Here is a 12,632-nt window from a genome sequence, read left to right on the forward strand (position 1 = left end):
GGGATTTCCGACGAAGAAATTTGGTCCCGCTCAGCGGATGACAATCTCATCCGAGCGGATCATACCAAGGATCGAGCGCGCCTGCTGATCCAGTAAATCGAGGTCAAGATAGGTGTCTGAAAGCCTGCGGGTCAGATTTTCCATTTCGGCGATTTCGGTGCTCAACGCTGCAAGGTCGCGCGACAGAGCATCCCGTTCCGCTGCAATCTCGACCCGTCGAAACAGGCCATAGTCTCCCTGGACGGCAGCAAAGGTGAAATACACACCCAGCATGAAAGCCACCGAGAAAAAAGCAACTGAGCCCAAACCGGGCCGATGGGAACGGGACACTCTGTTTACCGCCGTATGAAGTCTGCCTCAATGTCGTGCCATTATGCTTGGCATCTGACTGCACTATGTCACAGGTGATTCGGCTTGTGAATCCCCCGATTCGCAAAATTACCCGTGCAGCTGAATTTATTGTTCCAGCGCGGCGACACCGGGCAAGGTTTTACCTTCCATCCATTCCAGGAATGCGCCGCCTGCTGTCGAGATATAGGTGAAATCCCGCGCCGCGCCGGACGCGTTCAGGGCGGCTACGGTATCACCACCGCCCGCGACCGAGACCAACTGGCCCGAACGGCTGAGCGCGGCAGCTTTCAGTGCGGCCGCATTCGTTGCGGCATCGAACGGTTCCAGTTCAAAGGCGCCCAAAGGGCCGTTCCAGATCAGGGTTCGGCTTTGGCTGATGACTTCAGTGATAGCGGCGACACTCTCGGGGCCTGCATCCAGGATCATGCCGTCTTCGGGGCATTGGTCTGCGGGCAAAACCTGATGCGGCGCATTGGCCTGGAAGGTTTTTGCAACAACCACGTCACACGGCAGAACGATCTGGCAACCAGAGTTTTCCGCCTTGGCAAGAATCTCTGCGGCAGTGTCTTTCATCGCGGTTTCCGCCAGCGATTTGCCGACACTGATACCTTGTGCCACTAGGAAGGTGTTGGCCATGCCACCGCCGATGATCAGGTGATCCACCTTGTCGATCAGGTTGCCCAGCAGCTCCAGCTTGGTTGACACTTTTGCCCCACCGACCACTGCTGTTACCGGACGCTCGGGCGCGCCAAGAGCGCTTTCAAGTGCCTGCAGCTCGGCCTGCATCAGCCGACCAGCGCAGGCAGGCAGCAGACGAGCGATGGCTTCGGTTGAGCTGTGGGCGCGGTGCGCAGCGGAAAAGGCGTCGTTGCAATAGACCTCGCCCAGTTTGGCCATGCCTGCGGCCAGATCAGGATCATTCTTGGTTTCAGCAGCATGAAAACGGGTGTTTTCCAACAGCAATACTTGCCCGGCTTGCAGGGTGTCTGCGACAAGCTCGGCCTCGGTTCCGACGCAATCGGCTGCGAACAGAACCTGCGCACCAAAGGCGCTTTCCAATGTGGGGATAAGTTGTTTCAGCGACAGGCTTTCGCGCCGCTCTCCGCCCGGGCGTCCGAAATGGGCCAAAAGGATAGGCTTGCCACCTGCAGCGAGAATATCGCGTACTGTGGGTACGATGCGCTGAATCCGGGTAGCGTCGGTCACGACCCCATCCACCACGGGCACATTGATATCCACGCGCACCAGCACGCGCTTACCGTTCAGGTCCATATCGTCCAGTGTTTTCCAGCCCATCGCGCGATCCTCGTGTTTGGCAACCGATCTAGGCGGTTCTTTTCCTGCATTTTGCCCTCAGGTCAATGCGTCACTTGGCTTTCGCGTGCGTGGCGCATAGGTATTTGCGCAAGATAAACGACAGGAGGGCCACATGGCCGAGATCAAGGATCCCGAAAACACAATCATCATCGAGCTGAAGGGCGGCAATGTCGTCATCGAGCTGCTGCCAGATGTGGCCCCGCAGCATAGCGCTCGGATGAAGGAACTGGCGCGCAGTGGTGAATATGACAACGTGGCATTTCACCGTGTGATCGACGGTTTCATGGCGCAAACCGGTGACGTGCAGCACGGCGATATGGAAGACGGATTCAACCTGCGCAGTGCAGGCACAGGCGGGTCATCGCTGCCGAATGTTCCGGCAGAGTTTTCGAAACTGCCGCATGATCGCGGCACGTTAGGCGCGGCTCGGTCGCAGAATCCGGACTCGGCCAATTCGCAGTTTTTCATCAACTTTAGCGACAACCATTTCCTGAACGGCCAATACACGGTCTATGGCCGTGTCATCGACGGGATGGAGCATGTGGACGCCATCGTTCGGGGCGAGCCTCCCGCAAGCCCGGATCGTATGATCAGCGTTAAGGTGGCTGCCGATGTATAAGCTGGCCGCCGCATTTGTGCTGCTGGCTGGTCCTGCACTAGCCACGGGCCTTGAGATCGAGATTGAGGGCGAGGGGGCCAATGGCACCGTAACCGTTGATCTGTTTGACGATATTGCCCCCAAGCATGTTGAACAAATTAGCGCCCTTGCCGCTGCTGGTCAGTATGATGGCGTGGTGTTTCACCGCGTGATCGACGGCTTCATGGCTCAGACCGGTGACGTTGAACACGGTCGGGTCGGTGGCGATATGCGTCGTGCCGGTACTGGTGGTTCGGATCGGCCGGATCTGCCAGCTGAGTTCTCGGACTATAACTTTGATCGTGGTGTTATTGGCATGGCCCGGGCGCAGGATCCCGACAGTGCCAACTCGCAATTCTTCATAATGTTTGAACCTGGGCCGTTCCTGAACGGTCAGTATACGGTTGTCGGTCAGGTCACTGACGGTATGGACGTTGTTGATGCGATCAAGCGGGGCGAAGGCCCGAACGGAGCCGTAATCGGCCAGCCGGATGCGATGAAAAAGGTCACCGTGACCGAATAGATAAAAGGACCCCGGTGCCTGGTCAGGTGCCGGGGTCTTTTTGTAAGCGTGCGCTTGGATCAGTCGTCAGACATGGCCTTCCAGATCAGCGCACCAATCGCGCCACCAATCAGCGGGGCAACCCAGAACAACCATAGCTGAGCCAGCGCCGGCCCATCGGCAAACAGGGCAACACCGGTTGACCGTGCCGGGTTGACAGATGTGTTGGTCACCGGGATCGAGATCAGGTGGATCAGCGTCAGCGCCAGACCGATGGCAATCGGCGCGAACCCTGCCGGAGCACCGCTTGAGGTCGCGCCCAGAATGATCAGGATGAAAAATGCCGTCAGCACGATCTCGATCACCAAGGCGGACATCATCGAATAGCCCATGGGTGAAGCCTCGCCATAGCCATTGGACGCAAAGCCTCCGACCCCGGCGAAATCTGGTGCGCCGCTGACGATCAGATACAGAACAGCCGCTGCTGCAATCGCTCCGATGACCTGAGCAATCCAATAGGGCAGCAGATCCTTAGCCGGGAACCGTCCGCCGATCATTAAACCCAGACTGACTGCCGGATTGAAATGCCCGCCTGAAATGTGGCCAACGGCAAATGCCATAGTCAGCACTGTTAGGCCAAAGGCGAAAGATACGCCCAACCAGCCGATACCGACATCCGCGACGCCAGCCGCTAAAACAGCGCTGCCGCAACCGCCAAGCACCAACCAGAATGTACCGAAAAATTCAGCCATGAGTTTTGTTGACATGAAAAGTCCTCCGAAAACCAATGGGCTGTAGTGTAATCCAAAACGCAGAAATATCGAAGCTACTCATCACACATAGAAATTCGGCGGAGAATGAAGGAGTATTTGGGCGCGCTTGCCACGTCAAAAGGGGGCAGATAGACCTATGGGTGTGGCATGGAAATATGGGTTCAGCCTACGATGACGTCAAAGACGAATAAGCCGGTTAAGGCCAAGTTATTGCCGGATGATCCGTTCTTCCCGCTCATTCAGGATGCTTATCGCGTTTTTAAACGTCCAAAGCCAAGCAGTATCGAGGTCTGCGAAGGGTGCTGCATGGAACCGGATATCGAGGCTGATTTCTTTCACCCGCCCATTCAGGAACTGCCGTTGCACTATCTTCAGGACTGGTATTTTGCAGCGAGTGATCCGGGAGGGATTGCCAAGAATACCTGGGCCTATCTTTTGCCGCGTGTGCTAGAGGTCTTGGCCTGTGGCGAAGAGGTAAGCTCTGTCGGGATCGAAGTCAGCCTAAGCCGGTACCCGACGGGACAGGCCCGGAACTGGTCGTCGGAGGAGTGGCGTGTCCTGGACAATTTTCAGAAACGCTTTCTTCTGAAGGCGATCGAAGGGGGCTCAGAAGAATGTCTGGACGATACGCTCTGCATGTTTCGCCTCGGGGGTTGGCCAATGGATAGCCTTTTGGCGCAAGTAGCCGCAGTTAAAACGGCGACTTTGGCAGAACGGTTCTGGCAGGACTGGTGTTACGGGTATGCGCCCTCGGTTTGGATCACGGCCTTCTGGGAAAGCCCCGACGGCACGGCTGCATTTGATTTTTACACGTCTGAAGTCATGTATCGAAGAATGCAGCAGCTTGCCTTTGATGATGGCACGCCACCAGATTTGTCCGAAAAGGCGCTGATGGTCGCAGAAGTGATCGAGGCCAATGCGACCTGGAACCAACCTGATCAGTGAAAGCACTTCGGTCAGAATTGCAAAAGAAAACGCCGCAGGCTGTCCCGCGGCGTTTGTTTCCTGTCAGTCTGTCAGGATTACTGTTTGACGTCAGCAGCCGGGTTAGCGCCCGGTTTTCCGCTGCGGCCAGGGTTCAGAGGATCGTCCTGACGCTGAACGGAGCCTTCGAAATGCGCGCCGCTTTCGATGGCGATTGTCTTGTGAATGATGTCGCCTTCGACCCGTGCGGTCGAGGTCAGGCGCACTTTCAGGCCACGCACGCGGCCAACGATACGGCCGTTGATGACAACGTCATCTGCAGTGACTTCGCCCTTGATGGTCGCCGTTTCACCGATGGTCAGCAGATGCGCACGAATGTCACCTTCCACCGTACCTTCGACCTGAATGTCACCCGAGGTTTTCAGGTTGCCGGTGATGTGCAGATCCGAAGACAGGACCGATGCAGGTGGCTTGGGTTTGGGCGCGGTGCTGGCCTTGGTTTCCGTCGGTGCAGGGGTTGCCGGAGTGGCCGGAGCAGCAGGCTTGGCGGCCTCTGGGGCATTGGTTCCGGGCTCGTTGATTTTGCTCTTAGAAAACATTTCTTGCAGCCTTGATGTAAGTCATTGGGTTAACAGGTTTTCCGTTTACGCGGACCTCATAGTGCAGGTGCGTTCCGGTCGACCGTCCGGTGTTACCCATATCAGCAATATGATCCCCGCGCGAGACCCTTTGGCCAACCTTAACCCGTAACTTGGTGTTATGAGCGTAAAGTGTCTCAATTCCGAAGGCGTGCCGGATTTTGACCAGACGTCCGAAACCCGATTGCCAGCCCGCATGGGTGACTACGCCGTCGGCGGTCGCAAAGATATCAGTTCCATGTGCGCCGGCGAAATCGGAACCGTTATGCATGCGGCGACCGCCCGTTTTTGGGTCACGGCGCGTGCCGAAGCCACTGGTAAAGCGGACAGCCGCTTTCACCGGGCTGGCAAACGGGGCCTTTTCTGCTGCGATACGATAGAGGTTCAGCTGGTCCATCTGTTGCAACAGAGTGTTCGCGCGGATCTCGTCGGGGGTCAGGTCCTCACCGCGCGTGCTGAAGGAAATTGGGGTGAGGGGGCCACCCATGCCGCTATAGCCACGCCGTACTTCTTCAATGATACGGTCAGTTGGCATACCTGCCTGTCGGAACATCTTGTCGAGCGGTTCAACCGAGATGATCATTGCTTCTTCTAGCTGACGGAAAATCTCGTCGCTGCGTTCCTGCATCAGCCGGATCTCAAGCTCGAGATCGTCCCGCTGATCCAGTGCGTTCCGGGCGTCGGCTGCGATCTGATCACGCTCCTGCGCGGTGCGGGTCAGAGCAACGGTCATAAATTCCATCTGTTCGGGGCTGGCAGTGTTTGCCAACGTGAGCCCATCATCGGAATCTGATTGTTGCAGCGCCGCAAGCTCCTGACGGGCAGATTCCCGTTGTTTCATGGTGGTGCGCAGGGTGGACTGGATTACCTCGATCCCCGTTTCCAACTCACGGCGGCTGTTTTCGGACGCCAGCAGCTCGGATTGCATCGCAGAGATCTGTTCAAGCGCGGCGTTGAACCGGTCCTGAGCCATCAGAGCCTCATGAGCGCGCACGTCACGCTCTGCTGACAGAATATTCAGCCGCTCCTGATATGTCGCCTGATCGCGCTTGGCCTGTTCTCGGAAGTTGCCTGATCCGATGCTGTCCATCAACAGGATTGCCGTAGTGACCGCAGTCCAGCCAACAAACAGGGCAACACCAGCAACTGCAAAGATCTGTGTCTCTGAGCTGAGCCGGATGAACCGTGTGTCATTGTCAGATTTCAGAAAGACCCGGCGTTCCGGGAAGTGCTGCTCAAGCAGCGAATGTAGTTTGATTGCCAGACGTGCTCGCACGCGCCTTACCTCTCGATCCCCAAATTCGGGATCGGTTGTGAGTGGTCTCCGTCCCTTGGGGCAACTGAATAGAGGGGACGTCCGATTTGGGCAAGTTTGTTAACTAGTTCACACAACAAACAGGGTTAATCCCGCCAATTCTCGGCGAGAAATTGCCGATTACATCAACTGGAGGATGATTCAAAGACCGCTATGACCGTGCATGCCGTCCTAGCGGGCAGAGCCGGGCGGCGGCAGGCCTTCGGTCAGCGGCCAATAGAAATCCGGCGGTAACCCGGCTTCGGCCCGCTTTTCTTCGTTGAAGGGCGGTTTAAGAACGCCATGAAAATAGCGCCGGACCAGATCGTGAAAGATACCCTTTGGGTCAGCGTTCTCGCGTCCGCAAAGGAAATGGAACCACTTGGACCCGTAAGCAACATGCCCGACTTCTTCGGCGTAGATCACCTCGAGCGCTGCAATGGCCTGTTCAGCCTTGGCCTTGCGGAAGATGTCAATCATGCCGGGGGTCACATCCAGACCCCGCGCCTCAAGCACCATCGGCACTACGGCCAAACGGCCCATCAAATCTTCTGCTGTATCTTCGGCAGCGCGCCACATACCCGCATGGGCGGGCAGGGCGCCGTAATGACTGCCCATCTGTTCCAGGCAATCACAGACCATTTCGAAGTGGCGCGATTCCTCTTCGGCGCATTTGACCCAGTCGTCGTAGAAACCGATAGGCATAGGGACATGGCCAAATCGGGCGATGATATCCCAATGCAGATCAACCGCGTTCAGTTCGATATGGGCGACCGCGTGTAGCAGGGCGATGCGCCCAGCCTCGGAGCCGGGGCGGCGCCTTGGGACATCCCGGGGGGACAGCAAATCTGGTTTGTCCGGTCGGGCGGGATTCAACGGCGGTGTTGCGGTGCCCACTTCAATCTCAGGAGCGTCCCCTGATCGCGCCGCAAACCAAGCTGCGGCATGGCGCTTGGACAGGGCGGTCTTTTCGCGCCCGTCTGCTGTGGTCAGAACTTCGGTCGCCATTTGGGTCAGTGTTTTCGACACCGGGATATCTCCGCTTTCAAGATTTGTTCGGGTCATAATCCGGATGACGACCGCGGTGAAGAGGGTTACAGCGCGCGCACGGCTTCCAGTACCTCTTCCACATGGCCGGGCACTTTGACCTTTCGCCAGATGCGAGCGATCTTACCGTCGGCGTCAATCAGAAAGGTTGAACGCTCGATCCCCATCGACTTGCGCCCGTACATGTTCTTCTCGACCCACACACCGTAATCCTCGCAAACGGTCGAGCCTTCGTCGGACAAAAGTGGCGTCGTAAGACCGTGTTTGGCGACGAATTTGTCATGCTTAGCCACCGTGTCGCGCGAGATGCCGAAAACTTGGGCGCCGGCATCAGCAAAGGCTTGAAGTTGTTCCGAGAAACCGATGGATTCCTTGGTGCAGCCCGGCGTATCATCACGGGGATAGAAAAACAAAACGACGGCGCTGCCTTGCAGGTCTGACAGCGTAACCTCACCACCGCCGTCGCGGGGCAAAGTGAAACCGGGGGCGATGTCTGTAACGTCGGGCATTGGAAACTCCGCTAAAGGTTTTTAAGTGCTGCCTGACATCAAGGTTTGGTGCAAGCAGGTAATAGGGCGTGGGTCGGAATTTGGCGCGGCAAGAAGATACACAAGAAGGCCCGGACGGGAAGCCCCGCCGCCGTCGGTCACGCCGCCGCATCGCTGTGTGGGGGATCGTCGGAACCTTCCTGTTGCTTTGCCTGCTGGCCTTTGGCGGCTGGTTCTTTCTGATTGGCAAACAGCTGCACGCGCCCGACTGGATGCGGGCCCAGGCCGAAAAACGGCTGGATCAAAGCCTTGGGGGGATCAAGATCCGCTTTGGCGATGCCAGCTTTATTGTCAACGAAAACTGGTTGCCACGTTTGCGACTGACGGATGTGACCATAAGCGACGCGGCGGGACAACAGATCGCGCAAGTGGCAGATATGCGCACCCGGTTGTCGATGCGGTGGCTGCTACGGGGGAAAATTCGCCCGCGCACGATTACCCTGCGCGATGCCCAAATCGCATTGACCCGCGGATTGGACGGGGCGCTTTCGTTGACAGTCGGTTCTGGCAGCGCACCGGTTCAGCGGGCGCGGACATTGATCGAGTTGATCGAGGAATCTGACGATGTCTTTTTGTCACCACTGCTGTCGGGGCTGCGGTCGGTCGAGCTTGAGTCGTTGACGCTGGACTATCAGGATTTGCGCCTGTCGCGCGCCTGGGTTTTCGACGGCGGACATATTTCGATCATCCGTACCGGTGACGAAATGCGCATGTCCACCGGGTTCTCTGTTCTGACAGGGCGCGATTATGCCAGTTCGATTGAGGTAAATTATACCAGCGTACTTGGAACGCCTCAGGCAAGCTTTGGCTTTGCCATAACCGACCTGCCTGCCGAGGATATTGCAAGTCAAAGCCTTGCCTTGTCATGGTTACAGGTCCTTGACGCTCCGATCTCGGGCGCGGTGCGCGGCAGCGTTGATGGCAACGCGGCGCTGGGGCCGTTATTTGCGACCCTGAACCTTGCGGCAGGCGCGGTGCAAGCCAACCAAGAGACAAAACCGATCCCGTTTGAATCCGCCAGGGCTTATTTCAGCTATGACCCAAGTCGGCAGGAGCTGGATTTCGACGAGGTTTCTGTAGTCTCCGCCTGGGGGTCCGTTCAGGCCGAGGGAAGGGCCTTTTTGAGAGGTATCGAGAATGGACTGCTGGAAAGCCTGACCTCTCAACTCCGTCTCAGCAGCATCGACATCAACCCGGCTGGGCTGTTTCCGGAACCCCTCAAGTTGTCGCGTGCCGACCTTGATCTGAAGATGAAGCTGGCCCCGTTCGAGTTGCGCCTCGGACAGATGACGGTTGAAGACGAAAACCTAACGCTGCGTGCTAGGGGAAATCTGATTGGTGAAGCCGAAGGTTGGTCGGGGTACCTCGAGGCTCATCTGGACGAGTTGGAGTCAGGCCAGTTGCTGAGATACTGGCCCCAATTACTTGCCGAAAAGCCGCGTAAATGGGTGTCCGACAATTTATATGAAGGCCGGCTCTCGGATGTCGATTTTGCATTGCGGTTGAAGCCGGACACCAAGCCGGACATTTACTTGGACTTCGGGTTCGACGACGCCAAAGTCCGCTTTGCCAAAACTTTACCTCCGGTCCAGGACGCTCAGGGGCAGGCCAGCCTGATCAACCAACGGTTTACGGTGACAGCCGAGAAAGCGGTTGTCATTGCCGATCAGGGCGGCCCGATAGACGGGTCAGGTACATCCTTCATTATTCCGGATACGTCGATCAAAAAGCTTTCGCCGGCGATTGTGCGCGTCAAGGCCAAGGGCTCGGCAACGGCCGCCTTGTCTTTGATGGATCGTCCCCCTCTGCAGCTGATGACAAAGGCAAATTTGCCCGTGGATGTGGCCTCTGGCGATGTGGAACTGTCAGGCACCTTATCTCTGCCGATGAAGAAGGGGCTGAAGTTCGATGAAACCCAGTTTCACTTTACTGGTAAGATTGGTGATGTGCACAGTGATCGCTTGGTCAAAGGTTTTGTCGTCAGCGCGCCTCAGTTGACTATTTCAGGTGACCAATCCGCTGTCGAAGTCGGCGGCGACGGATATTTCGGCGACGTGCCCCTGCAGGCAACCTGGCGCCAGCCTATTGGGGGTCGAGAACCGAAACCCAGTGAACTGAAAGGGCAGATCGAGATTTCGCCCCGGTTGGTGACCGAGCTGCGTGCCGGGTTACCAAAGGGTATGCTGACCGGAAAAGGCGTTGCCGACATAACCTTGGGCATCGGTGCTGGCCGCCCCCCGAAACTGACGGCGACATCGGATCTGGAAGGCGTAGTGCTGTCTATCCCCGAGCTCGGGTGGCGCAAAGGCGCTGGTACCAAGGGGGCGATGGATGTCGAGGCAACGCTGGGCGATCAGATGCGCGTGGATACACTTCGGCTGGATGCGGCGGGGTTGCGAAGCCTGGCCTCCATTAATTTCAAAAATGGTGCTTTCGATCGTGTTGAGTTCAGCTCCTTCGAGCTGGGGAACTGGCTAGCGGTTCCGGCGGAGCTGATTTCACGGGGGTCAGCCTTGCCCGACATCAGGGTTTTAGGGGGCGTGATGAATCTGGGGGGCGCGACCTTTGGATCCTCCGAAGGTGGTGGCGGTGGTTCCGGGCAGGGGCCCGAGCTGGATGTAGTATTGGATCGCCTCCAGATTACAGAGACGATCGCCCTGACCGGGTTCAAGGGAAAATTTGCGACAACTGGCGGTGTCAGCGGTGCGTTCACGGCGAATGTAAACGGCGGTGCTGCTGTGCGCGGACAGGTGACCCCGCGCGGAGGGCGCAGTGCCGTCAATCTGACCTCTGGTGATGCAGGCGACGTTCTGAGATCGGCCAAAATGATAACCCAGGCGCGCGGAGGCAAACTGGACCTGCAACTGGAACCGGTCGGCGGGGCCGGGAACTTCGATGTCATCATGAAGATCGTGAACACCCGAATTCATGACGCCCCGGCCATGGCTGCCTTGCTGAACGCAATCAGCCTCGTTGGGCTTGTAGATGAAATGGCTGGGCAAGGCATCTTTTTCTCGAGCATCGAAAGCCGAATGCGGATTACGCCGACCGAAATCAAGGTTCTCAGCGGCAGCGCCGTCGGTCCTTCGATGGGATTGTCCTTCGACGGGACAATCGACACGGTTAGCGAAATGCTGAACTTGCGTGGCGCGATTTCCCCAATCTATCTGGTGAATGCGATTGGAAGTGTCTTCACCAAAAAAGGTGAAGGTGTGATCGCGTTCAATTATACTCTGACCGGCCCTTTGAAATCACCCTCTGTCTCGGTCAACCCTCTGTCAGGGCTTGCGCCATTGTTCTTGCGCAACCTTCTAAGGGAGCCCGCGCCGAAGGTTCAGGATGGGCCAAATGCACAGAAAGCCAAGCCGGATGAGCCTAAGCGCACCTTTGGATCGCCGCCAAAAGACAACTGAACAGGGATATAGCCGAATCTGATACGACCCTGTAAGGCGCGCCCATGAAACTCAGCGATTTCGATTTCCACCTGCCCGAGAATTTGATTGCCACCCGGCCTGCCAACCCGCGGTCTTCGGCGCGTTTGCTTGTGGCCGAGGGCGATGCAATCTCGGATGCGCATGTCTTTGACCTGCCAGATTGGCTGCGACCCGGTGACCGGCTGGTGTTGAATGATACGCGGGTCATCCCGGCACGCCTCAGCGGGCGGCGTCATCGCGACAGTGCGCAAGGGCCGGTGTCTGCGTCGATCGAAGCGACGTTGCTTGATCCGCAGGCAGACGGCACCTGGGCGGCGTTGATCAAGCCTCTCAAGAAGGTCAAGACAGGTGAGGTGATCCGGTTTTCGGATCAACTGAGCGCTGAGTTGGATAGGGTGGCGGACGGGCAGGCCTTTCTGCGGTTTAACCTTACGGGGCAGGATTTCGATGCTGCGCTGGAACAGGCCGGCGCCATGCCGCTGCCGCCCTATATTGCCGCCAAGCGCCCTGCCGATGCGCAGGACAAGACGGATTACCAGACGATCTGGGCGCGCAACTCCGGGGCAGTGGCCGCGCCCACCGCGTCGCTGCATTTTGACGAAGCGCTGATGCAAGCGCTTACCGCGCGCGGTGTTTCTGTTTCCTACGTTACGCTTCATGTTGGTGCCGGAACGTTTCTGCCAGTCAAGGTCGAGGACGTGACGACCCATAAGATGCATGCAGAATGGGGCAGGGTCAGTGCGGAAGCCGTCAGTGAAATTCGTGAAACCAAAGCCGTAGGTGGCCGTGTCATTCCGGTGGGCACAACCGCGCTGCGATTGATCGAAAGCGCCGCCCGCAGTGGGCAGATCGTACCCTGGGAGGGCGATACCGACATCTTCATCTATCCGGGCTTTCAGTTTTACGTCACGGATGCGCTGATCACCAATTTCCATCTGCCGAAATCCACGCTGCTGATGTTGGTTTCAGCTTTGATGGGGCAGGATCGGGTGCAAGAGGTTTATGAGCACGCGATTGCGCAGAACTATCGGTTCTTTTCATATGGGGATGGGTCGCTTTTGATCCCTTGAGCGGCGTGTTGTCGGGATCGTTGCGTTTCGATGTCGTAGACAAGCTGGCTCAAAGCCGTTTTTGATATAAAAACGAATCTCTAGTTCAGGTTAGCAA

The 12,632-nt window shown here is 57.4% G+C and carries 12 protein-coding genes; 5 read left to right on the top strand and 7 right to left on the bottom strand.

The annotated features are described in order from the left end of the window. Positions 1–30: 30 nt before the first annotated feature. Together AC2FJW_RS06610 and AC2FJW_RS06615 are read right to left on the bottom strand one after the other, a co-directional pair. The gene (locus AC2FJW_RS06610; protein WP_185956602.1) at positions 31–330 is read right to left on the bottom strand and encodes an FtsB family cell division protein; all 300 of its coding nucleotides are present in this window, start codon (positions 328–330) and stop codon (positions 31–33) included. Positions 331–456: 126 nt separating this feature from the next. Beyond that, a complete protein-coding gene (locus tag AC2FJW_RS06615; protein ID WP_496695793.1) occupies positions 457–1,647 on the bottom strand; it encodes a phosphoglycerate kinase in 1,191 nt (396 codons plus the stop codon). A 133-nt stretch (positions 1,648–1,780) separates the two neighbouring features. Here AC2FJW_RS06615 and AC2FJW_RS06620 point away from each other — a divergent pair, with 133 nt between their 5' ends. Together AC2FJW_RS06620 and AC2FJW_RS06625 are read left to right on the top strand one after the other, a co-directional pair. Then, positions 1,781–2,287: a peptidylprolyl isomerase gene (locus AC2FJW_RS06620; protein WP_271947577.1), complete on the top strand. Its 507-nt coding sequence runs from the start codon at positions 1,781–1,783 to the stop codon at positions 2,285–2,287. Next, positions 2,280–2,828 carry a peptidylprolyl isomerase gene (locus tag AC2FJW_RS06625; protein WP_142633219.1) on the top strand — a complete coding sequence of 183 codons (549 nt, stop codon included), beginning with the start codon at positions 2,280–2,282 and terminating at the stop codon, positions 2,826–2,828. The genes AC2FJW_RS06620 and AC2FJW_RS06625 overlap by 8 nt, the downstream gene beginning before the upstream one ends. A 59-nt stretch (positions 2,829–2,887) precedes the next feature. Here the strand turns inward: AC2FJW_RS06625 and aqpZ are convergent, their stop codons facing one another. Further along, entirely contained in the window at positions 2,888–3,574 is a 687-nt protein-coding gene (gene aqpZ, locus AC2FJW_RS06630; RefSeq protein ID WP_271947574.1) for an aquaporin Z, read from the bottom strand. Positions 3,575–3,751: 177 nt separating this feature from the next. Between aqpZ and AC2FJW_RS06635 the strand changes: the two genes are divergently transcribed. Further along, entirely contained in the window at positions 3,752–4,525 is a 774-nt protein-coding gene (locus tag AC2FJW_RS06635; RefSeq protein ID WP_496749554.1) for a hypothetical protein, read from the top strand. 77 nt (positions 4,526–4,602) lie between these two features. Here the strand turns inward: AC2FJW_RS06635 and AC2FJW_RS06640 are convergent, their stop codons facing one another. The 4 genes from AC2FJW_RS06640 to AC2FJW_RS06655 form a co-directional block, all read right to left on the bottom strand. Further along, entirely contained in the window at positions 4,603–5,103 is a 501-nt protein-coding gene (locus AC2FJW_RS06640) for a bactofilin family protein (protein WP_271947570.1), read from the bottom strand. Next, positions 5,093–6,418, bottom strand: coding sequence for a DUF5930 domain-containing protein (locus tag AC2FJW_RS06645; protein ID WP_496749555.1), 1,326 nt, complete (start codon positions 6,416–6,418; stop codon positions 5,093–5,095). The genes AC2FJW_RS06640 and AC2FJW_RS06645 overlap by 11 nt, the downstream gene beginning before the upstream one ends. A 210-nt stretch (positions 6,419–6,628) precedes the next feature. Then, complete coding sequence (locus AC2FJW_RS06650) at positions 6,629–7,501, bottom strand: ferritin-like domain-containing protein (RefSeq protein WP_496749557.1); 873 nt, start codon at positions 7,499–7,501, stop codon at positions 6,629–6,631. A gap of 29 nt (positions 7,502–7,530) precedes the next feature. Beyond that, positions 7,531–7,992 carry a peroxiredoxin gene (locus AC2FJW_RS06655; protein WP_496705946.1) on the bottom strand — a complete coding sequence of 154 codons (462 nt, stop codon included), beginning with the start codon at positions 7,990–7,992 and terminating at the stop codon, positions 7,531–7,533. A gap of 68 nt (positions 7,993–8,060) precedes the next feature. Between AC2FJW_RS06655 and AC2FJW_RS06660 the strand changes: the two genes are divergently transcribed. After that, positions 8,061–11,444 (top strand): YhdP family protein, encoded by a 3,384-nt coding sequence (locus tag AC2FJW_RS06660; RefSeq protein WP_496749559.1) that lies wholly within the window; start codon positions 8,061–8,063, stop codon positions 11,442–11,444. Between the two features lie 44 nt (positions 11,445–11,488). Continuing rightward, entirely contained in the window at positions 11,489–12,535 is a 1,047-nt protein-coding gene (gene queA, locus AC2FJW_RS06665) for a tRNA preQ1(34) S-adenosylmethionine ribosyltransferase-isomerase QueA (RefSeq protein WP_496749560.1), read from the top strand. Positions 12,536–12,632 lie beyond the last annotated feature (97 nt).

This window comes from Ruegeria sp. CDSA020, assembly GCF_059612345.1.

Bases quoted from the DNA above. Each gene is read 5' to 3' on its own strand.
- AC2FJW_RS06615 (WP_496695793.1), bottom strand. From the start codon at position 1,647: ATGGGCTGGAAAACACTGGACGATATGGACCTGAACGGTAAGCGCGTG.
- AC2FJW_RS06620 (WP_271947577.1), top strand. From the start codon at position 1,781: ATGGCCGAGATCAAGGATCCCGAAAACACAATCATCATCGAGCTGAAG.
- AC2FJW_RS06625 (WP_142633219.1), top strand. From the start codon at position 2,280: ATGTATAAGCTGGCCGCCGCATTTGTGCTGCTGGCTGGTCCTGCACTA.
- aqpZ (WP_271947574.1), bottom strand. From the start codon at position 3,574: ATGTCAACAAAACTCATGGCTGAATTTTTCGGTACATTCTGGTTGGTG.
- AC2FJW_RS06635 (WP_496749554.1), top strand. From the start codon at position 3,752: ATGACGTCAAAGACGAATAAGCCGGTTAAGGCCAAGTTATTGCCGGAT.
- AC2FJW_RS06640 (WP_271947570.1), bottom strand. From the start codon at position 5,103: ATGTTTTCTAAGAGCAAAATCAACGAGCCCGGAACCAATGCCCCAGAG.
- AC2FJW_RS06650 (WP_496749557.1), bottom strand. From the start codon at position 7,501: ATGACCCGAACAAATCTTGAAAGCGGAGATATCCCGGTGTCGAAAACA.
- AC2FJW_RS06655 (WP_496705946.1), bottom strand. From the start codon at position 7,992: ATGCCCGACGTTACAGACATCGCCCCCGGTTTCACTTTGCCCCGCGAC.
- queA (WP_496749560.1), top strand. From the start codon at position 11,489: ATGAAACTCAGCGATTTCGATTTCCACCTGCCCGAGAATTTGATTGCC.